The following is a 21,693-nucleotide window of genomic DNA, read 5'->3' as shown; positions in this document are numbered from 1 at the left end:
AACTCCCGGTGCTTCCAGACTGACGGTCACTCGAGCAGGCACCGGACCGGCCCCTCGAGCAGGCACCGGACGTGTCACTTCAGCGCCCCCAGCGTCACACCGGACCGCCAGTAGCGGCGCATCGCGGTCATCATGATCGCCAGCGGCACGATGGAGAGCAGGGCGCCGGTCAGGACGAGACTCGTCAGGTCGATGCCGGATTCGAGGCTTTTACCGGTCCAGTTGTAGAGGCCGAGGTTGAGGGTCCAGTTCTCCTCGCCGCGCAGGACGGTGAGGGGGAGGAAGAAGGCGTTCCAGGTGTTGACGAAGGCCAGCAGGAAGACCGTCGCGCCGCCCGTGGTCATCATCCGCAGCACGATGCTGAAGAAGATCCGCAGCTCACCGGCGCCGTCGATCCGGGCCGCCTCCAGGAGTTCGAAGGGGATCGTCGCCTCGGTGTAGACCTTCGCCAGATACACGCTGAAGGGGTTGATGAGGCAGGGGATCAGCATCGCCCAGGGGGTGTCGACCAGGCCGATCTTCGAGAACATCAGGTACAGCGGCAGCGTGAGCAGGGCGATCGGGATCAGGAACGAGCCCACCACGCACGCGAACACCACACCCCGGCCGGGGAAGTCGAAACGGGCCAGGCCGTAACCGGTTGCCAGGGCGATGAGGGTGCCGCCGAGGGAGCCGACACCGGCGTACAGGAACGAGTTGGCGGTCCAGCGCAGGAAGATGCCGTCCCCGTACGTGAACAGCTGACGCAGGTTGTCCCACAGGTGTATGTCGGAGAACCACATGCCGTTGCTCTGGTACAGCCCGACCCGGTCCTTGGTGGAGGCGACGATCAGCCACCACACGGGGAACAGGCTGTAGGCGCTGGCCAGGATCAGACCGAGCAGAATGAACCGCTGGCCGCCGCGCCCGCGCGAGGCGGTGTCCGCGCGGGTGATGCGCCGCACGGGCGGGACCCCCGACGTCCCGGATGTCCCGGACTTCTCGGGGGAGCCGGTGGTCGTCGTCGTGGCCATCAGTCGACCTCCTTCGAAGTCAGCCGGAAGAAGAGGAAGGAGGCGACGCCGAGGATCAGGGCGAGGAGCACTGACAGGGCGGCGGCGTAGTGGTAGTTGCCCGCGTTGAACGCCTGGTTGTAGATGATCATGATCGGGGTGAAGCTGTCGTCGACGGTCTCCGGGGTGATTCTCCGGAACAGCGCCGGCTCGTTGAAGATCTGCAGCATCTGGATGATGGAGAGCAGCCCGGTCAGCACCAGGGCACCGCGTACGAACGGGATCTTGATGTTCAGCGCGATACGGGCCTCGGAGGCGCCGTCGAGGCGGGCGGCCTCGAACAGCTCGCGGGGCACGCCCTGGAGCGCCGAGTAGATGATCACCATGTTGTAGCCGATGCCGTGCCAGGTGAGCAGGTTGCCGATGGACGGCCACACCATGGAGGGCGAGAAGAAGTTCCAGTCGAACCCGAAGAAGTCGCCGACCGGGGTCAGCGGGCCGACCTCGGGGCTGTACAGGTTGATCCACACGATCGCCGCGACCACGCCCGGGATCATGTACGGGAGCAGCAGCACGATCCGGAACCGGTTCGCTGCCTTCGAGGTGAGCGCGTCCAGGAACAGTGCCAGGACCAGGCTGACCAGCAGCATGAACGGTATCTGCACGCAGGCGAACAGCACCACCCGCAGGATGGAGCCCATGAACGCCGAGTCGGTCAGCCCGAGCCGGTAGTTGTCGAACCCGGAGTACTCCCGCGTCGCACCGCCGAGGCCGAGCCCGGACTGCTTCTCCTGGAACAGCGACTCGTACACCGCGTACCCGATGGGGAGCAGATAGAGGAAGACGAATCCGAGCTGGAAGGGCACCGTGAACGCGGCACCCTTCCAGCGCTGGGAGCGAATCATCGAAAGATGCCTTTAGCCCTTGACGTTGATACCGCGGGACTTCAGGTCCTTGACCGTCCACTCCTGCATGTGCGCGAGCAGGTCGGTGACCTTCTGTTCCTTGCTGACGACCTTGCCCCACTCGCTCTGCAGCTCGGTGAACATCGCGGTCCAGTTCGGGCCGTAGACCCAGTCGGTGGTCACGGTGCCCAGACTGTCCGTGACGACCTTCTTGCCCGGCTCGTAGTGGTCACCGAGCAGCTTCTCGGAGATCGCCTCGGCGACGTACGCGTCACTGTCGGCCAGAGCCGGCATGACACCGCTGCCGGTCTCCGGGCTCGCCATCGACTTCACCGCGTCGGTGTCGGTGGACAGCCACAGCGCCGCCTCGGCCGCCTGCTTCTTGTACTCGCACTGCTCGGTGACCAGGTTCATGCCACCGCTCTGGTTGGTGCCGGCCGGGGTCTTCGCCGCCTCGCCCTTGTACGTCGGCCACGGTGTGAGCGCCCAGTCGCCGAAAGAGTCGGTGAAGTTCTGCACCATGCCGGACATCTGCCAGGTCGAGATCTGCCGCGTGGCCGTGCCGCCCTTGTCGTAGTTGCGCTGCACGGCCGCGTAGTCGGCGAAGGAGAGCTTGGAGTTGAGGTCGTTGTCGATGATCTGCTGGATCACGTCGGCGGCCTTGAGGCTGCCCTCGTCCTGGAAGTTCACCTTCCAGGAGTCGCCGTCGATCGCGTACCAGTGGGCGCCCGCCTGCATGGCCAGCACCTCCAGGGTGCTCGGGTCCTCACCGGCGTAGTTGGTGATGTGGATGTCGTGCTTCTTCAGTTCCTTGCCCGCGGTGATGAAGTCGTCCCAGGTCGCGGGCGCGTCGAGGCCGTACTTCTTGAAGACGTCCGTGCGGTAGATCGTGAAGGCGGGCGCCGAGCTGGTGGGCACGCCGTAGACCTTGCCCTGCACCTGGACACCGGCCCAGGCGCCGGCGTTGAACTTGTCCTCGCTCGCCCCGACGTACTCGGTGATGTCGGCGAGCGCGCCCTGCGACACCCAGGTCGTCACATACTCGGCGGTGTTCTGCAGCAGACAGGGGGCGTTGCCCGCCTTCACCGCGTTGCTGAGCTGCTTCTGCATGGTCAGCTGGTCGGTGACCTTGGTGTACTTGAGCTGGATGTCCTTGTGGGAGGCGTTGAACGCCTTGACGAGGGTCTCCTGGCCGTTGGCCCAGCCCCAGAAGGGGAGGGTGACCGGACCGGAGGCTCCGGAGCTGTCGTCACCGGAGTCCGAACCGCCGCACGCGGCGAGCAGACCTGTCAGTGCCACACTCGCGACGGCAACGCGGGCGAACCTTCTCCGGGGGCTGGTGGAGTTCATCGTACGGTCATCCTTCGAGACGTAGACGATCGCGGAAGCGGGGGGAGCGAGGGGCGGCTCGGTGGGGCGACGGCGAGCGAGGCGGACCATCAGCTCGGGTCTCGGGACCCCTGCGGAACGTGTAGTAAACGGTTGCTGTGAAACGTAGGTCGCCTGATCGGCTCACGCAAGAGCGCGACGGCAAATTGTTACGCCGGATTGTCCGCGGGGTTGCCGAGAGTCGCTGATCGGTGACGAGAGCGTGACCGGAGCTGCCCAGGTCAGAGGCGCGCCGAACGGCGTACGGGCCGTCGCGGAAGCGGCTCGCGCGGCGGCCCGGCATGTGAAAACGTTTACGTCTCCCTGTCATCCCTTGCCAGCGGGAGGGCTTCCGGTGCGGACGTGAGAGCGCCGCGGAGGGAGAGGGCGGCGTGCCGGCACGGTTCAGGCGACCCGGGCCAGGTCCGTGTGGCGTACCTCGTGGGCCGGTGGCAGGCCCGAGGCGAGGCGCTCCAACTCCTCGACGACGGTACGGCCGAGGCGCTCCAGCTCGTTGCCGAGTGAACCGGCGATGTGCGGGGTGAGGAAGACGTTGGGGAGGTTGTAGAGGGGGGAGCCGGCGGGCAGCGGCTCGGGTTCGGTGACGTCCAGGACCGCGCGGAGCCGGCCGGAGAGCAACTCGTCGGTGAGCGCCTCCGGGTCGACCAGGGCGCCCCGGGAGGTGTTGATGAGCACGCCGTTGTCCTTGATGAGCGCGAGTCTGCCGCGGTCGAGCATGCGGTAGGTCTCGGGGATGTCGGGGGCGTGCAGGCTGACGATGTCGCTGGTGCGCAACAGGTCCTCCAGCGCCATCGGTTCGGCGCCCAGTGCGGCGGCCCCCGCGGTGTCGACATACGGGTCGTACAGCGAGACGGCGAAGTCGAACGGCTTCAGCAGTTCGAGGAGCCGGCGGCCGACTCGCGAGGCCCCGATGACCCCGACCCGGCGGCCGACGTTTCCGATGGCCGCGGTCTCGGCGGGGGAGGGGTAGGTGTGGGTCTGCCGGAAGCGTTCGCGCTGGTCGAAGGTGTCCTTCCCGGCCAGCAGGATCATCGCGAGCGTGTACTCGGCGACCGGCAGCGCGTTCCCGGCCACCGCGCTGGAGACGGTGACCCCGCTCTGCCACAGGGCCTCGCCGACCAGTGCGCGGACCGAGCCCGCGGCGTGCAGGACGGTACGCAGGCGGGGTGCCGCCGTCAGCACGTCCGCGTCGAGGTGCGGGCAGCCCCAGCCGGTGATCAGCACCTCGGCCCCGGCCAGCGCCTGGGCGGCGGCGGGATCGGCGAAGTCCCGGACGACGAACTCGGGTTCGATCTCGACCACGTGTCGCAGCCGGGCCATGAGCGGCGGCGGGAAGAGCAGGGGTAGATGCACCGGATCCATGGCGAACACGGCTCGCGTCGACTGGGCGCTGGGCATGACTCTCCTGGAGAGCTGGGGGTGGATGCGAGGGCTGGTGTGGGAACAGTTTCAGAAAACGTCTTCTACCGTAGATCCGGGTTCGATGGCCGGTCAATCGTCGTGATCGGGAGTCGCGTGCGGAGTCTTGCTGGGCATCGTCCGTAAATGAGCAGGTCATGTGGATGTGCCGAGGGAGGCGAAGTGGGGGTTCGTCGGGGCTTGTCAGGGTGGAGGGGCCGCTTTCCCGCCGGAAAGTGGTGAGATTCCGCGTGATGGCGTAATCGGTTACCCCCGCGTGCCCCGTCGCTGAGGCGGGGTGGCCGCGGCGGATGCCGCGCGGGTCTCCCCGCGAGGCGGGCGACAGCGGTGAGGTGGGGAGCAACCGGTTCCTGGATCCGTGGGTTTCGGGAGACGTGGATCTGTGGTGCCGACTGGCTGAAGTCGGCCGATGACCTGGAATTTCCGCACCCCTTGTGGGGCCCTCGGTGGTGCGTGACGGCGTATCTGGCCATGTCCGGGGGGTTGCGCGGAGTTTTCGAAAACCGGTCAAGACTCTTGACGCAGATGGCGCTCAGGAACAAGCTCTGCCCCGTCGACCGGTAGAAACCGGTTGTTGCCGCTGAAGGTGAGGCGTCCATGCATACCCGTGCCGGTGGTCCTCTGAGCCGCCGTCGATTCCTCGCCCTCTCCGCGGGCGGCGTCGCGGCCGGTGGGGCGGCGTTGAACGGCTGTGCGCTCCAGGTGTCCAGCGGGGTCAGTGGTCCCGGCGAGACCGTCACGCTGATGGTCAAGGCCGAGGACATCTCCCCGGAGCTGATCAAGCAGGCGCAGCAGGACATCGGCGTCCGGATCACCACGGTGAAGTACGACATCACCAAGCTGATCGCGATGCTGACCAGCGGAAACCCGCCGGACCTGGTGCGTGGCGTGGGTGCCGTGGACGCGCCGTACTTCGTGGCGCGGGACGTGGCCGAGGAACTCGACCCGTACTTCGCCGGGAGCAGTGTGCTGAAGGCCGACGACCTCGACCCGGTCAACGACCTGTGGCGCTACGACGGCCGGACCCAGGGCAAGGGCCCGCGCTACGGCATGGTGAAGGACTTCTCCCAGGACTCCATGTACTGGTACAACACCGCGCACTTCGACGAGGCGGGCATCGACTATCCGCCCGAGTCCGAGCCGGTGACGTACGAGGAGTGGTTGGACCGTGCCAAGCGGCTCACGCAGCGGAAGAACGGCCAGACGATCGTCTTCGGCGGCAGCTACAACGGTCTCTACGAGGCCACCAACCTGTCGACGCTGACCGTGGCCGCCGGCGGCAGTCTCTTCAACGACGACTTCTCCCGGATCGACTTCACCACCCCGGCGGCCCGCAAGGCGCTCGGTTGGTACATCGACTACTGCCGGGCCAAGGTGGGCCCGAGCGCGATCCAACCCGACCCGAACACCTGGGACGGGCCCACCTATCAGGCGAGCCGGATGGCCATGACCAACAGCGGCTACTGGCTCGGCGGGATGATCAACACCGACGAGAAGCTGGCGAAGGCGTCCCGGCTGGCCCCCGCGCCGGTCTTCGAGGGCGGTGCGCGGGTCAGCGCCTGCCAGGGCGGCACCGGGTTCTGGATGCCCCGGAAGGCGCGGAACAAGGACGCCGCGTGGCGGGTCTTCGAGTGGTTCTTCGGCGAGGCTCCGGCCAAGGACCGCGCGGGCGGCGGCTGGGGCATCCCGAGCCTGAAGTCCCTGCGTCCACTGATGCCGGCCGCGAAGGACTACCAGCGGCGGGTGCTGAAGGCGCAGGAGGCCGAGCTGGAGCACTTCTCGGTGATCTCCTTCACCCCGTACATCACGGCGGAGGGCTTCAAGGCCCTCTTCAACCAGGTCGCGCCCGCGGCGATGAAGGGCGAGATCTCCGTCGACACCCTCGCCGAGCGCCTGAACTCGACCATCAACGAGCAGCTCGAGCGCGGTAAGGAGCAGGTGGGATGACGGCCGATCAGATCTCCGCCGTGGAGAAGAGGCCCAGGAACGGGGGTGGCGGTGCGACGGTTGTCGCTGCCCGGCCCCGTGTCTCCATGACCACCCGCAGGCACCGGGCGTTCTACATGTTCGCCTCGCCCTGGATCATCGGTTTCCTGCTGCTGACGATCGTCCCGATGGGGTACGCGCTGTGGCTGAGTCTCACCACGTACGACGGGATCTCGCCGCACTGGCGGTTCATCGGGCTCGCCAACTACCGGGAACTGCTCGCCGATTCGGTCACCTGGGACGCCCTGGGCCGCACGGGACTGTTCGCGGTGACGTCGGTGCCGTTGTCGATCGTGGCGGGGCTCGGGCTCGCGGTCCTGGTCAACCGGCCCCTCAGGGCCCGGGGGCTGTTCCGCACCCTGCTCTATCTCCCGGCCGTGGTACCGCCGGTGGGCGCGGGGCTCGCCTTCAAGTCGCTGTTCGACCAGAACTCCGGTGCCGCCAACGGGGTGTTGAACATCTTCGGCATCGACGCCCTCGGCTGGCTCGCCGATCCGTACGCCCGCTACGTACTCCTGATGACGGTGTTGTGGGCCGCGGGCAACGTCATGATCATCTCGTTGGCCGGGCTCCAGGACGTGCCCCGGGAACTCCACGAGGCGGCCCGCATCGACGGGGCGAGCGCCTGGCGGACCTTCCGCAGCATCACCGTGCCACTGCTGTCGCCGGTGCTGCTCTTCCAGACGGTGACCGGGGTCATCGCCTCCGTGCAGACCATCATGCCGCTGCTGCTGGCCGCCGAGCCGACCACGGGCGGCGTCACCGCGATCCCGCAGTCCAACTACATGTACATGATGCATGTGTTCGCCGAGTACTTCGCGCTCGGCCGCTACGGCTACGCCTCCGCGCTGCTGTGGGTGCTCTTCGTTCTGATCCTCATCGTCACCGGACTCATCTTCAGGTTCACGTCCGGAGTGGTGTTCTACAACGTCGATCCGGAGGCGAAGAAGTGACCGTCACGAGCGACACCGCCGGCGGCACCGTCCAGAGCGGCGCCACCACCGCCACCGGTCCGTCCTTGCACCGGTCCAAGTCCCCGGGAGGTCCGGCTCAGGCCCGGGTGCGGGTGCGCACCGGACGACTCGTCCTCTACACCGTGCTCGTCGTCGTCACCGGGCTGTTCCTCGGCCCCTTCGGCTGGCTGGTCCTCACCGGTCTGAAGACCTCCGCGGAGACGGCCGCCGCCCCGGTGCACTGGCTGCCCGGAGACTTCCAGTGGCACAACTTCGCGGACGCCTTCCAGCTGATCGACTTCCTCGGCTACGCCCGCAACTCCCTGATCATCGCCTTCCTCTACGCCACCCTGGTCACCCTCAGCTCGGCCTGGGTCGGCTACGGCTTCGCCCGGCTGGACGCGCCCGGGAAGAAGACGCTGTTCGGCGTCCTGCTCGGCTCGATGATGCTGCCCCAGATGATCACCCTGCTGCCGACCTATCTGATCTTCGCCAAGCTCGGCATGGTCGACACCTACTGGCCATGGGTGCTGTGGGGCCTCGCGGCGGCGCCGTATCTCGTCTTCCTCTTCCGGCAGTTCTTCGCCGGGCTGCCACGCGAGCTGGAGGAGGCCGCGATCGTCGACGGCTGCGGTTACGCCACGATCTTCTGGCGGATCTTCCTGCCGCAGTCCTGGCCGGTGCTCTCCGCGAGCTTCGTGATCGCCTTCACCTGGACGTGGGGCGACTACATCGCCCCCCAACTCCTGCTGTCCACGGACCGTTCCACACTCGCGGTCGCCGTGATGTCCACCTACGTGACCTCGGCCGGGACACCGGTCACCCACCTCCAGGCCGCCGCCTCGGTGATGTACGTCGTCCCCATCCTGCTGATCTTCCTCGTCGCCCAGCGCGGGTTCGTCGCCGGGATGTCCACCTCCGGGCTCAAGTAGTCCCACGTCATCCCGCGCAGTCCCACACGGCCCCAAGTGAACCCTCTTCACTCCACTTGATTCCCCTTGCACATAAGGAAGTCGCTCATGACCGACACCCAGGGCACCGGCCTGTCCCGGCGCTCCCTCCTCCAGGCCGCCGGTGCCACGGCCGCCGCGTACACGCTGCTCGGCGCGGCCACCTCCGCCGCGAGCGCGGACGACAGATCCGAGGCCGCCGACCGGCTGGTGGTGTACCCGATCCCGACCGGGCTGCCGCTCAACACCAGCTTCGCCGTCAAGGCCCGTACACCGGGCGGGGAATGGCAGCCGGTGCCCGTGGTGCGGGCCCGTACGAAGACCATCAACGAGAAGACCGGCTCCGGCATCGTCCGCAGCTCCTCGGTCGCCAACCTCGATTTCCAGGGCACCGTGGAGGTCCAGGTCATCTCCTCGAAGGGGGCCGTCCCTTCCGCGCGCATCCGCCCCCTGTCGTACGACATCGCCCACGAGGTCAGCGGCGACACCATCACCTTCAGCCTCACCGAGCCGCGCAACCTCTCCATCGAGATCGGTGACGCCGACGGCGGCGCGTTCGACCTCTACGACAACCTCCAGCTGCACGCGAACCCGATCGAGAAGTGGCGGCCGGAGGAGGACGACCCGGACGTCATCTACTTCGGCCCGGGCATCCACACCGTCACGGACAACGTGGTGAAGGTGCCCAGCGGCAAGACGGTGTACCTGGCCGGCGGCGCGGTGCTCAAGGCCCGGGTGGAGTTCACGGGCGTGGAGAACGCCCGCCTGCTCGGCCGGGGCATCATCTACGACTCCGACGCCGCCACCCTGGTCGCCTTCTCCAAGAACATCGAGATCGACGGCATCCTCGCCCTCAACCCCAAGACCGGCTACTCCTGCACCATCGGCCAGTCGCAGCAGGTCACCGTCCGCAACCTGCACTCCTACAGCTTCGGCCAGTGGGGCGACGGCATCGACGTGTTCAGCAGCGAGGACGTGCTGATCGAGGGCGTCTTCATGCGCAACAGCGACGACTGCATCGCCATCTACGCCCACCGCTGGGACTACTACGGCGACTGCCGCAACGTCACCGTGCGGAACTCCACCCTCTGGGCCGATGTCGCCCACCCGGTGAACATGGGCACCCACGGCAACCCCGAGAAGCCGGAAGTCATCGAGAACATCGTCTTCAGCAACGTCGACGTCCTCCAGCACCGCGAACCGCAGGTCCTCTACCAGGGCTGCTTCGCCCTCAACCCCGGCGACAGCAACCTCATCCGGAACGTCCGCATCCAGGACGTCCGTGTGGAGGACTTCACCTGGGGCCAGCTGGTCAACATGCGGGTCATGGCCAACCGGTACAACGCCTCGCCCGGCCGGGGCATCCAGGACGTGTACGTGCGGAACCTGTCGTACAACGGCACCAAGGCCGACATGGCGATCCTGACCGGCTATGACGCGGACCGCCCCATCAAGGGCCTCACCTTCCAGAACCTGCAGGTCAACGGCACCGTCGTCCACGACAGGATGAAGAAGCCCGGCTGGTACCTCACCACGGACATGGTCCCGATGTTCGCCAACGAGCACGTGAAGGAGCTCCGCTTCCTGGACGCCGCCACGGCGGCCGCCACGGTGGCTCCGGAGATCACCAGCGCGGGCGAGGCGACGGCCACCAAGAAACGGGTGTTCAACCACCTCGTCACCGCGACCGCGCTGCCGACCTCCTTCGCCGCCGAGGGCCTGCCGAAGGGCCTGGAGTTCGATGAGCAGACGGGGCTGATCTCCGGCATCCCGGCGGTGCCCGGCACCTACACGGTCACCGTCTCGGCCACCAACACCGTGGGCACGGCCACCAAGTCCCTCACGCTCACGGTGCGGCACCCGTAGGACCAGGAGACATCTGTGCTTCCCCTCAGCAGACGGTCGTTCCTCGGAGCGGCCGGGCTCACGGCCGTGGCCGGCGCCGGACTCCTGTCCGCCTCCGCCACGGCCGCGTGGGCCCGCACCACCGAAGCGACCCTCACGTTCAGTCACCCGGGTCTCCTGCACACCACCGCCGACTTGGACCGGTTGAAAGCGGCGGTCGCCGCCAAGGAGTCGCCGATCCACGACGGCTATCTCGCGCTCGCGGCCCACGCCCGGTCCAAGTCGACGTACACCGTCCAGAACACGGGACAGATCACGTCCTGGGGGCGCGGCCCCACCAACTTCCAGAACCAGGCCGTCGCCGACTCGGCCGCCGCGTACCAGAACGCGCTGATGTGGTGCGTGACGGGCGAGCGGGCGCACGCGGACAAGGCGCGGGACATCCTCAACGCCTGGTCGGCGTCCCTGACGATGATCACGGGCGCCGACGGCCCGCTCGGCGCGGGCCTGCAGGCCTTCAAGTTCCTCAACGCCGCCGAACTGCTCCGGCACACCGGCTACGACGGATGGGCCGACGCCGACATCGCCCGCTGCGAGCGGTCCTTCCTTGACGTCTGGTATCCGGCGGTGTCCGGTTACATGCTGTACGCCAACGGCAACTGGGACCTGACGGCCACGCAGACCATCCTGGCCATCGGCGTGTTCTGCGAGGAACGCACCCTCTTCGAGGACGCCCTGCGCTTCGCCGCCGCGAGCGCCGGCAACGGCAGCGTCCGGGGCCGTATCGTCACCGCCGGCGGCCAGGGCCAGGAGAGCGGCCGCGACCAGGGCCACGAGCAGCTCGCGGTCGGCCTCATGGGCGACGCCGCCCAGGTCGCCTGGAACCAGGGCGTGGACCTGTGGGGCCACGACGACAACCGCATCCTCGCCAACGCCGAGTACGCCGCCCGCTACAACCTCGGCGGCGAGGTCCCCTTCACCTCCGACCTGGACCGCACCGGCAAGTACATCAAAACGACCGTCTCCGAGAAGGTCCGTGGCAACCTGCCGCCGATCTACGAGATGTACTACGCCCACTACGCCGGCGTACGCGGACTCGACGCCCCGTACACGAAGGCGGCCGTCTTCCGGGGCACGGGCGGGGCCCGCTTCGTGGAGGGGAGCAACGACGACCTGCCCAGCTGGGGCACCCTCACCTACGCGGGGGCGTCGGCCCCTTCGCCGAGCGTGCCGAAGCCCCCGGCGGGCGTGACGGCGGCGGGCGAGGAGAAGGCCGTCACGGTGGCCTGGCTGCCCTCCGCGTGGGCCACCGGGTACGCCGTCCGGCGGTCCACCCGCCCCGAGGGTCCGTACGAGGAGATCGCCACCGGACTCGACAAGCCGACGTACACCGACACCGGCGTCCGCCCGGGCCGGACGTACTCCTACATGGTCACCGCCACCAACTCCCTGGGAACGAGCGGCGATTCGGGTCTTGCCCGAGCCACCGCCGGACTCCCGGAGCCCTGGTCGACCCGGGACCTCGGGGACGTCAGGATCCCCGGCTCCGCCGCTTTCGACGGCGAACGGTTCCTGCTGGAGGCGAGCGGCACGGCGGACACCTACCGTCTGGCGCATCTGCCACTGTCCGGCGACGGCACGGTCACGGCACGGATCGTGTGGCCGCTCAGCTCCCAGTACTCCAAGATCGGCGTCACGCTCCGTGACTCGCTCGACGCGGAGGCCGCGCACGCCTCGATGCTGATCCAGGGGCTGCCGCTGCACACCTGGAGCGGTGTATGGAGCGTGCGTCCGGCGGCCGGTGCGCCGATCTCCGCCACCGGCAGTACACCGGTCCCGCCCTCCCAGCAGCAGGCCATCACCACTGCCGCCGCCTTCCCGATCTCCAGCCTGGGCACGTTGCCGGAGTCGGCGACACCGCTGGAGGCCCCGTACGTCGAGGGCGCGGGCGACGGCTACCGGCTGCGAGCCCCTTACTGGGTGCGGGTGACCCGCAAGGGCCGCCGCTGCACCGGGGCCATCTCACCGGACGGCATCGACTGGACCGAAGTAGGCAGCACCGAGGTCGAGTTGGGGCGCACCGCCTACGCGGGGCTGGTGCTGACCTCCTGTCTGGGAGTGGACGAGGAGTACGCCGAGACCGGCACCGGCGCCTTCGACAACGTGAGCGTCGTGTCAGCCGCCGGGGGAGAGGTCTGGTCGGTGGGCCGCCCCACCCGGCGGGTCACCGATCTCAAGGCCGGCGCCGGTGCTGATGCGGTCGAGCTGGCTTGGACCGATCCAGACCTCTCCGCCCGTTACAAGGTGCTGCGCGCCACCCGCGCCGACGGCCCTTATCTGACGATCGCGACCGGCGTCGGCCCGGTCGGCTTCGGCGCCCGCATCCGCCACATGGACGCCACCGGCACCCCCGGCACGACGTACCACTATGTCGTCACCAAGACGAACAGCGGTGGACACGGCCCGCGTTCGGAGCCCGCCTCGGCGCGGACGCCGACTCCTTCCACGCCCCAACTCACTTCCACGACAACGGCGTTCGCCAACAAGGGCGACACCTTCCGGCACCTGATCCGCGCCTCGCACGAACCCGTACGGTTCACCGCGAGCGGACTCCCCGACGGCCTGCGCGTCGACAAGCGCACCGGCCTGATCTCCGGAACCCCCACCCGGACCGGCGAGTTCACCGTCACCACCACGGCCGGCAACGCGGCGGGCGACGCGACCGGCACCCTCACCCTGACCGTCGGCACACCCCCGCCCACCCCCTGGACCTACGGCGACCTCGGCGACCCGGTCCTCGACGACCGGCAGTTCGGCACCCTCGGTGTGGTCGCCGTCCGCACGCCCGGCAGCACCGCGTACGAGGACGACGGGACCTTCGTCGTGCGCGGGGCGGGCGTCGACCTGACCGTCAACAACCAGGGAATGACCGGCCAGTTCCTGCGGCGGCCGATCACCGGTGACTGTGAGATCACCGCCCGCCTGGACTCCCGTACCGGGGCCACCGCCGACCGGGTCGGGCTGCTGATGGCCAAGTCGCTGTCACCGTTCGACCAGGCGGCCGGGGCGATCGTCACCGGCGGGACCAGCGCCCAGCTCATGCTCCGCACGACCGTGGCCGGACGCTCGGCCTTCACCGGCAACGCCACGGTCACCACCCCCTGCCTGCTGCGGCTGAAGCGGACCGGGACCGTCTTCGCCGCAGCGGTCTCCACAGACGGCGGCGTCACCTTCACCCCCCTCGCCGAGGGAGAGATCCCCGGCTTCGGTGACGCCTCCTCCTACGTGGGCCTGGTGGTCTGCTCCCGCAGCCCGCTGACCCACGGCACCGCGCGATTCAGCGAGGTGAGCGTCACCCCCCTCTAGATCCTCCATGGATTGGAGATGCACCGATGAGCCGCACTTCCCCCCACAAGAGCCCCAACGAGCCTGTTACTGACGGTGAGTTGAGCCGTCGCGGTCTGCTGCGGACCGCCGGCGGTCTCACCGCCGCCCTCGCGCTGGGCTCCGCCTTCGCCGCCGGTACGGCGGAGGCGGCCCCGGCCACCTTCACCCACCCCGGCATGCTGCACGCCTACGGCGAACTCAACCGCGCCAAGGTGCGGGTGGCCGCCGGCGACGACCCGTGGCTGTCCGGCTGGAACCGCCTGACCGCCAACTCCCACTCGGCGAGCACCTGGACGCCCAACCCGCAGGCCACGATCATCCGCGGTGGAACGGGCCAGAACTACGGCATCCTCTACAACGACATCCACGCCGCCTACCAGAACGCGCTGCGCTGGAAGGTGGCCGGCACCACCGCCAACGGCGACGCGGCGGTCCGCATCCTCAACGCCTGGTCGTCGACGCTCACCAGCGTCACCGGCAACGCCGACCGGTTCCTGGCCGCCGGGATCTACGGCTACCAGTTCGCCAACGCCGCCGAGCTCATGCGCGGCTACAGCGGCTTCGATCTGGACCGGTTCAAGACGATGATGCTCAACGTCTTCTACCCGCTCAACAACCAGTTCCTGAACAGCCACAACGACGCCTGCATCACCAACTACTGGGCCAACTGGGACCTCTGCACCATCAACTCGATCCTCGCGATCGCGATCCTGTGCGACGACGGCGCCAAGTACGACCAGGCCGTGAACTACTTCAAGACCGGCGCCGGGAACGGTTCCATCGCCCACGCCGTCCCGTACCTCCACACCGACTCCGCCGGCTACGCCCTCGGCCAGTGGCAGGAGGCCGGCCGCGACCAGGGCCACAGCGTCATGGGCATCGGCCAGATGGGCGCCTTCTGCGAGATGGCCTGGTCGCAGGGCGACGACCTCTACGGCTACGACAACAACCGGTTCATGAAGGGCGCCCAGTACGTCGCCAAGTACAACCTCGGCCAGGACGTGCCCTTCACCACCTACACCTGGGGCAGCGGCCAGAACTGCGCCCAGCAGACCCACACGGCGGTCTCCTCCGCCGGCCGGGGCCAGCTCCGCCCGGTGTGGGACCTCGTCCACTACCACTACGCACGGCGCCGGGGCCTGTCCGTCCCGTACATCACCGCGATGGCCGAGCAGGTCCGCCCCGAGGGCGGCGGCGGGGACTACGGCTCGACCAGCGGCGGATACGACCAGCTCGGCTTCGGCACCCTGATGTACGCCAAATAGCCGCCTCGTCCACCGAACGGCCCTCGAAGACCCGGCACGACCGGAATACCCCGGAGGGATGTGGTGCTCTGAGGTGAACGACGGTTCACGAGCGGGCGGCCGTGAGGAGCTGGTGCGCGATGACAGCAGACCGGCAGAACCCCGTGGCCGACACGCCGTATGGGGACGTACGCGGCACATACGAGTACGGGGGCGGCTACGAGGACGGGATCGCGGTCTTCCGCGGCATCCCGTACGTGGCCCCGCCCTTCGGCCCCCGCCGGTTCCGGCCGCCCGTCCCGCCCGAGCCCTGGGCGGGTGTGCGTGAAGCCGTGGCCTTCGGGCCGACGCCTCCGAAACCGCCGTACTCGGAGGCGTTCGCCCGCTGTCTGTCGGACCCCGTCGTCCCGGGGGACGACTGCCTCAACCTCAATGTGTGGACGCCGGAGCCGGGCCGCGGGGCCCGGCTGCCGGTGCTGGTCTGGATCCACGGCGGGGCCCTCACCCGGGGCTCGTCGGCGGTCCCGGTCTATGACGGCGCCGCCTTCGCCCGTGACGGCGTGGTGCTGGTGTCCCTCAACTACCGCCTGGGTGTGGAGGGTTACGGCCTCTTCCCGGACGCCCCGGCCAACCTCGGACTGCGCGACCAACTGGCCGCGCTGGAGTGGGTGCGGGACTCCATCGCCGGGTTCGGCGGTGACCCGGACCGGGTGACCGTCTTCGGGCAGTCCGCGGGCGCCATCAGTGTCGGCGCGCTGCTGGCCGCCCCTCGTGCGCGGGGACTGTTCCGCAGGGCCGTTCTCCAGAGCGGGTCGCCCGAGGCCTTGGACCGGGACAAAGTGCGGCGCGTGGTCCGCCGTATGGCCGCCCGCCTCAAGGTCCCGGCGACCGCCGCGGCCTTCGCCGCCGTGGACCGCTCCACACTCGCCGAGGTGCAGGCCGAGGTCGGCCGCCTCAGCAGCCCGGTGCTGGGCGGCCCCGCCTTCGGCATCGTCGTCGACGACGACCTGGTGCCCACCGACCCCCTGGAGGCCCTGACCGAGCACGGCGCGGCCCCGGGCGTCGACCTCCTCATGGGCTGGACCCGCGACGAACACCGCCTCTGGCTGGTCCCCGGGGGCCTCCAGGAGCGCGTCGACCGCCTCGGCACGGTCGCCCTGGCCGGCGCCCGCGCCCGCTGCCGCTGCGGCCCCGAACTCCCCCGCGCCTACCGCGACCTCCATCCCGACAAGGGCACCGCCGACCTGGTCGGCCAACTCGTCACCGACCACCTCCTGCGCGTCCCCCTGCACCGTGTGGCGGACGCCCGCCTCGGCGAAGCCCGGTCGTTCGTCTACGAGTTCGCCTGGCCCTCCGGCCTGCCCGGCCTCGGCTCCTGCCACGCCCTCGAACTCGGCTTCGTCTTCGACACCGGCGGCGCCCCCGCCTCCGCCAAGCTCGCCGGCGAGCACGCCCCACGCGACCTCGCCACCGCCATGCACGCCGCCTGGGTCCGCTTCGCGACGGACGGCACCCCCGGCTGGCCCGCCTGGGACCCCACCCACCCGGTCGGTGTGTTCGACGTGTTCGACACCCCGGACGACGAGCGGATCGCCTTCGGCCCCTACGACACCGAACTGGCCCTCTGGGACGCGGACGCGAGGCGACCCCGGAGAGCCCAGGGTTCCGGCACCTTCATCACCTCCGGCGGAGGTCCACTGCCGGCTCTTCGCCGCTTCCGCCGAACTCCGTAGAGGGCGCGTCTCTCCGCCACCGCGGGCCGGCACCCCCGAGTGACCGGGGGAAGCTTCCGGCGTGGGCACCGCCGGCTGTGACCGTCGAAGCGGCTGTCTGTCCGCGATCCGAGCGTGGCTAGGGGGTGCCGTCCGAGGTCGAGGTCGTCTCGGGTGTCGTGCGGAGGATCTCGCGGGCCTGTTCCGCGGCGCGGGCGGTGCTCTCGCTGACGAAGTCGAGGAAGCGGGCGATGTTCTCCAGGCGTGCGGCGGCCGGGGTGCCCGGGACGAGGACGTGGACGCCTTGCCGTGCGGTCTCCACGAGCTGGGCGAGGGAGCGGGCGCTGGCCATCATCGTCTGGTACCAGACGTCGTCGTCGACGACGTAGCGCTCGCGGCGGCGTTCGCCCTGTTCCCGGCGCACCATGCCCTGGCTCTCGAGGAACGCGATCGCTTTGGAGATGGACGCCGGGCTGACCTGGAGGCGCTGGGCGAGTTCGGACGCGGTGAGGCTGCCGGTGTCGGTGAGGGTGAGGCAGGCCATCACCCGGGCCATCATCGTGGGCATGCCCGAAGCCATCATGACGGTGGTGAAGGTCTCCTCGTACTCGCGCACGGCCTCGGCGTCGCGTCCGTAGGCCTGCTCGGATGTCTCCGGTCCCCGGGGCGCGGCCTGCCTGCGCCGGTGGGTGCGGCGTTCGGTGGAGCGGTGGGCGAGGTCGGCGCGGTAGGTGGTGGGGCCGCCGTTGCGCATGACCTCGCGCGTGATGGTCGAGGTCGGGCGGTCGAGGCGCCTGGCGATCTCGGCGTAGGCGAGGCCGTCGGCCAGCCCCAGCGCGATCTGCTGACGTTCCTGCTGGGTGAGCCTGCCTCCCGGCATCGCGGCCTCCTTCGTGCGTGCTTCCTGGTGCGGCGAGTATAGCGTTCACTCTCAGATCATTGCAACGAACAGAGCGACCACTGTTGCATTCTCGACAGAGCTGTTGCAACGATTTTCTGCTGTCTACCTGCACTGATGCAGATTCTGCGCAACGAGGTGATTGCTGGATCTCTGAATGCAACGTAGCTTTTCCCTTGTTGGAAACGACGAGCCACAGGAGAGCATGATGCAGAAGTTCACCACCCCCGCCCCGATCGCCGCCGTCCTCGACATCCAGTCCGGCCGGGTGCAGGTCATCGCCGCCGACCGGTCCGACACCGCGGTCGACGTCCGGCCCGCGGACCCCTCCAGCGGTCGGGATGTGAAGCTGGCCGAGCAGACCACGGTCGAATACGCCGACGGCACCCTGCGGATCACGGCCACGGCGGCGACGAAGAACCGGATCCTGGGCCCGGCCGGCTCGGTCGAGGTGACCGTCCAGCTGCCCGCCGGCTCCCGTGTCGAGGCGAAGTCGGCCGGCGTCGAGTTCCGGGGGGTCGGCCGGCTCGGCGACGTAGCCATCGACGGTGCCCTCGGCCCGGTCAAGCTCGACGAGACCGCAGGCGCCCGCCTGGCCGTCCTGGCCGGGGACGTCTCGGTCGGCCGCCTGGGCGGACCCGCGGAGATCAGCACCCAGCAGGGCGACATCCGCATCACCGAGGCGGTGCGCGGCACGGTCACCCTGCGCACCGAGAAGGGCGAGATCTCGGTCGGCGCCGCCCGCGGAGTCTCCGCCTCCCTGGACGCCGGCACCTCCTACGGCCGGATCCACAACGCCCTTGTGAACACCGAAGGCACCGCCGCCCAGCTCGACATCCACGCGACCACCGCCTACGGCGACATCACCGCCCGCAGCCTCTGACCCAGGGGGTTGTGAAAGTCCCGCACAGCACCCCCAGTAGCCACGAAGGAGCACCCTCATGACGAACCCGGCCATTGCGGCGAACGGGTTGCGCAAGTCCTACGGTGACAAGGTCGTGCTCGACGGCATCGACCTGGCCGTCCCCGAAGGAACGATCTTCTCCCTGCTCGGCCCGAACGGCGCCGGCAAGACCACCGCCGTCAAGATCCTCTCCACCCTCATCTCCCCGGACCCCGCGTCCGGCGGGATCCGGGTCGGCGGCCACGACCTCGCCGCCGCCCCGCAGGCGGTCCGCGCCGCGATCGGCGTCACGGGGCAGTTCTCCGCCGTCGACGGTCTGATCACCGGCGAGGAGAACATGCTCCTGATGGCGGACCTGCACCACCTGTCCAAGCGCGAGGGACAACGGGTCACCGCCGAGCTCCTTGAGCGCTTCGACCTGGTCGAGGCCGCGAAGAAGCCCGCCTCCACCTACTCCGGCGGCATGAAGCGGCGCCTCGACATCGCCATGACCCTGGTCGGCGATCCGCGGATCATCTTCCTCGACGAGCCGACCACTGGCCTCGACCCGCGCTCCCGGCACAACATGTGGCAGATCATCCGTGAACTCGTCACGGGAGGCGTCACCGTCTTCCTCACCACCCAGTACCTGGAGGAGGCCGACGAGCTGGCCGACCGTATCGCCGTGCTGAACGACGGCAAGATCGCCGCCGAGGGCACCGCGGAGGAACTCAAGCGGCTGATCCCGGGCGGCCACGTCCGCCTCCGTTTCACCGACCCGTCCGCGTACCGGAGCGCCGCCTTCGCGCTGGGCGAGGTCACCCGGGACGACGAGGCGCTGGCCCTGCAGATCCCCAGCGACGGCAGCCAGCGCGAACTGCGCTCCGTCCTCGACCGGTTGGACGCGGCCGGCATCGAGGCCGACGAACTGACCGTGCACACGCCCGACCTCGACGACGTGTTCTTCGCCCTGACGGGCACCAACGTGACCACCCAGCCCAAGGAGACTGTCCGATGAGCGCACCCCTGGCTTCCGCCCGCCCGACCCGGCTCTCCCTCGCCGTGCGCGACTCGGTCACGATGCTGCGCCGCAACCTCCTGCACGCCAGGCGCTATCCGTCCCTCACCCTGAACCTGCTCCTCACGCCGATCATGCTGTTGCTGCTCTTCGTCTACATCTTCGGCGACACCATGAGCGCGGGCATCGGCGGCGGAGACCGCTCCGCCTACATCGCCTACCTCGTGCCGGGCCTGCTGCTGATGACCATCGGCAGCACCACGATCGGCACCGCGGTGTCCGTCTCCAACGACATGACCGAGGGCATCATCGCCCGCTTCCGCACCATGGCCATCCACCGCGGCTCGGTGCTCATCGGACATGTCATCGGCAGCGTGCTGCAGTCGGTAGCCAGCGTGGTCCTCGTGGGCGCCGTCGGCGTGGCCATCGGCTTCCGGTCCACGGACGCCACGGCCCTGGAGTGGCTGGCGGCGTTCGGGCTGCTCGTGCTCTTCGCCCTGGCGCTCACCTGGATCGCGGTCGGTATGGGCCTGGTCAGCCCGAACGCCGAGGCCGCCAGCAACAACGCGATGCCGCTGATCTTCCTCCCGCTCATCTCCAGCGCCTTCGTCCCGGTCGACGCGATGCCGGGCTGGTTCCAGCCCATCGCCGAGTACCAGCCCTTCACCCCGGCCATCGAGACCCTGCGCGGGCTCCTGCTCGGCACCGAGATCGGCCACAACGGATGGCTCGCCGTCGCCTGGTGCCTGGGCCTCGCGGTCCTCGGCTACTTCTGGTCGGCCTCGAAGTTCAACAGCGACCCGAAGTAACCGCCATGACAGCGCGGGCCACCTCCCGCAACCCGTCCCACCCCAGGGCGGCGTACTCCGACACCACGTCGGCGCACGCCGCCCCGTTCGTCTGCGGGGCGGCCTCGCGGGCCGGTTATAGACACCGAGCTCTCAAGCCCCGGCAGTTTAAGGGGCGCGGGGAACTGCGCGACCAACCACAAACAACCCGAACCCGGCAAACGACCTCACCCGGCAGACGAATCCCCGACCGCCCGAACAGAGTCCCGCACCACCACATGCGTCCCCAACAACACATGCTCGTCGGGCGGCGCATCGCGCCCCCGCCCCCGCCCCCGCTCCAACGCCGTCCGCACAGCCAGCCGCCCCAACTCCTCGTACGGCACACGCACCGTCGTCAGCGGCGGATACAGATCCCGCGCGAACGGAATGTCGTCGTACCCCACCAACGACACATCCCCCGGCACCGACACCTCCGCCTCGTGCAGCGCGGTCAGCGCCCCCGCCGCCACCATGTCGGTCGCGGCCATCACCGCCGTGAAGTCGAGCCCGTCCTCCAACGCCCGCCGCATCGACCGGTACCCGGAGTCCCGCGTGAAGTCCCCGGCCAGCCGCAGCGCGGGGTCCGCCTCGACACCCCGCGCGCGATGCGCGGCCAGATACCCCCGCTCACGCCCCTGCGCGGTCGTGTGCTCCGGCTCGCCGCCGAGGAAGAGGATCCGCCGGTGGCCCTGGGACAGGACATGCGCGCACAGGGCGTACGCGCCGCCCTCGTTGTCGTACTCGATGACGGTGACCGGCGCCCCGGGATCGAGCGGCGGTCGTCCGCACAGCACGAGCCGGGACCCGGCGGCCGCCAGCGCGTCGGCGACCCGCGCGGTGCGCGACCGGTACTCGGGGGTGTCCGCCCCGCCGCCGACCAGGATGACCGCGGCGGCCCGCTGGGCCCGCATCGTCTCGATGAAGTCCAGCTCGTGCGCGGCGTCGCCGTCGGTGCTGCACACCAGGCAGAGATGGCCGAGCCGGGTCGCCTCGCGCTCCACACCGTGCGCCATCAGCGCGAACGAGGGGCCGGTGATGTCGTCGAGGACGAATCCGAGGGTGGGCGTGCCGACGCCGGCGATCGCCTTGGCGCGGGCGTCGGCGACGTAGTCCAGTTCGCGGACGGCCCGCAGCACCTGGGTGCGGGTCGCCGTGCTCACCGGGTAGGCCCCGCCGAGCACCCGTGACACCGTCGCCGCCGAGACGCCGGCCCGCGCGGCCACGTCCCGGATCGTGCTGCGGCCCCCGCCGTCGGCGCTCTTCCTCGTCATGCCCCGCCCCA

General features: G+C 69.4%; 16 protein-coding genes. 10 read left to right on the top strand and 6 right to left on the bottom strand.

Translation table 11 applies throughout. The annotated features are described in order from the left end of the window. Positions 1 to 74: 74 nt before the first annotated feature. From JIX56_RS09340 to JIX56_RS09325, 4 genes are all read right to left on the bottom strand, one after another. Positions 75 to 1,016: a carbohydrate ABC transporter permease gene (locus tag JIX56_RS09340; RefSeq protein ID WP_257550792.1), complete on the bottom strand. Its 942-nt coding sequence runs from the start codon at positions 1,014 to 1,016 to the stop codon at positions 75 to 77. Beyond that, positions 1,013 to 1,897: a carbohydrate ABC transporter permease gene (locus JIX56_RS09335; protein ID WP_257538572.1), complete on the bottom strand. Its 885-nt coding sequence runs from the start codon at positions 1,895 to 1,897 to the stop codon at positions 1,013 to 1,015. Before JIX56_RS09335 ends, JIX56_RS09340 begins: the two co-directional genes overlap by 4 nt. Positions 1,898 to 1,909: 12 nt before the next feature. Next, entirely contained in the window at positions 1,910 to 3,247 is a 1,338-nt protein-coding gene (locus JIX56_RS09330; RefSeq protein WP_257538570.1) for an ABC transporter substrate-binding protein, read from the bottom strand. 423 nt (positions 3,248 to 3,670) lie between these two features. Further along, the gene (locus JIX56_RS09325; protein WP_257538568.1) at positions 3,671 to 4,684 is read right to left on the bottom strand and encodes a hydroxyacid dehydrogenase; all 1,014 of its coding nucleotides are present in this window, start codon (positions 4,682 to 4,684) and stop codon (positions 3,671 to 3,673) included. A 618-nt stretch (positions 4,685 to 5,302) separates the two neighbouring features. Here JIX56_RS09325 and JIX56_RS09320 point away from each other — a divergent pair. The 7 genes from JIX56_RS09320 (at position 5,303) to JIX56_RS09290 (ending at position 16,803) form a co-directional block, all read left to right on the top strand. Beyond that, on the top strand, positions 5,303 to 6,652 hold the full coding sequence (locus JIX56_RS09320) for an extracellular solute-binding protein (RefSeq protein WP_257538566.1): 1,350 nt from the start codon (positions 5,303 to 5,305) through the stop codon (positions 6,650 to 6,652). Beyond that, positions 6,649 to 7,644: a carbohydrate ABC transporter permease gene (locus tag JIX56_RS09315; protein ID WP_257538556.1), complete on the top strand. Its 996-nt coding sequence runs from the start codon at positions 6,649 to 6,651 to the stop codon at positions 7,642 to 7,644. The genes JIX56_RS09320 and JIX56_RS09315 overlap by 4 nt, the downstream gene beginning before the upstream one ends. A gap of 65 nt (positions 7,645 to 7,709) precedes the next feature. Beyond that, positions 7,710 to 8,576, top strand: coding sequence for a carbohydrate ABC transporter permease (locus JIX56_RS09310; protein WP_443032027.1), 867 nt, complete (start codon positions 7,710 to 7,712; stop codon positions 8,574 to 8,576). 87 nt (positions 8,577 to 8,663) lie between these two features. Continuing rightward, positions 8,664 to 10,460, top strand: coding sequence for a putative Ig domain-containing protein (locus JIX56_RS09305; protein ID WP_257538546.1), 1,797 nt, complete (start codon positions 8,664 to 8,666; stop codon positions 10,458 to 10,460). A 15-nt stretch (positions 10,461 to 10,475) separates the two neighbouring features. Beyond that, complete coding sequence (locus JIX56_RS09300) at positions 10,476 to 13,805, top strand: alginate lyase family protein (RefSeq protein WP_257538544.1); 3,330 nt, start codon at positions 10,476 to 10,478, stop codon at positions 13,803 to 13,805. Between the two features lie 26 nt (positions 13,806 to 13,831). Then, entirely contained in the window at positions 13,832 to 15,091 is a 1,260-nt protein-coding gene (locus JIX56_RS09295; protein ID WP_257538534.1) for an alginate lyase family protein, read from the top strand. 119 nt (positions 15,092 to 15,210) lie between these two features. Further along, positions 15,211 to 16,803: a carboxylesterase/lipase family protein gene (locus tag JIX56_RS09290; RefSeq protein WP_257538532.1), complete on the top strand. Its 1,593-nt coding sequence runs from the start codon at positions 15,211 to 15,213 to the stop codon at positions 16,801 to 16,803. A gap of 118 nt (positions 16,804 to 16,921) precedes the next feature. Here the strand turns inward: JIX56_RS09290 and JIX56_RS09285 are convergent, their stop codons facing one another. After that, complete coding sequence (locus JIX56_RS09285; RefSeq protein WP_257538512.1) at positions 16,922 to 17,662, bottom strand: GbsR/MarR family transcriptional regulator; 741 nt, start codon at positions 17,660 to 17,662, stop codon at positions 16,922 to 16,924. A gap of 226 nt (positions 17,663 to 17,888) precedes the next feature. Here JIX56_RS09285 and JIX56_RS09280 point away from each other — a divergent pair, with 226 nt between their 5' ends. From JIX56_RS09280 to JIX56_RS09270, 3 genes are read left to right on the top strand one after another with little or no spacing between them, the layout of a single operon-like run. Then, the gene (locus tag JIX56_RS09280) at positions 17,889 to 18,563 is read left to right on the top strand and encodes a DUF4097 domain-containing protein (RefSeq protein ID WP_257550790.1); all 675 of its coding nucleotides are present in this window, start codon (positions 17,889 to 17,891) and stop codon (positions 18,561 to 18,563) included. A 58-nt stretch (positions 18,564 to 18,621) separates the two neighbouring features. Continuing rightward, positions 18,622 to 19,581, top strand: coding sequence for an ATP-binding cassette domain-containing protein (locus tag JIX56_RS09275; protein ID WP_257538501.1), 960 nt, complete (start codon positions 18,622 to 18,624; stop codon positions 19,579 to 19,581). Then, positions 19,578 to 20,390 (top strand): ABC transporter permease, encoded by an 813-nt coding sequence (locus JIX56_RS09270; RefSeq protein ID WP_257538490.1) that lies wholly within the window; start codon positions 19,578 to 19,580, stop codon positions 20,388 to 20,390. Before JIX56_RS09275 ends, JIX56_RS09270 begins: the two co-directional genes overlap by 4 nt. A gap of 206 nt (positions 20,391 to 20,596) precedes the next feature. On the opposite strand, the gene JIX56_RS09265 is transcribed toward JIX56_RS09270, so the two are convergent. Then, entirely contained in the window at positions 20,597 to 21,682 is a 1,086-nt protein-coding gene (locus JIX56_RS09265) for a LacI family DNA-binding transcriptional regulator (RefSeq protein ID WP_257538480.1), read from the bottom strand. Positions 21,683 to 21,693 lie beyond the last annotated feature (11 nt).

This window comes from Streptomyces sp. CA-210063 (assembly GCF_024612015.1).
GTDB lineage: Bacteria > Actinomycetota > Actinomycetes > Streptomycetales > Streptomycetaceae > Streptomyces.
Note: the sequence above shows the minus strand (reverse complement) of the source record. Positions and strands in the feature narration are given on the sequence as shown.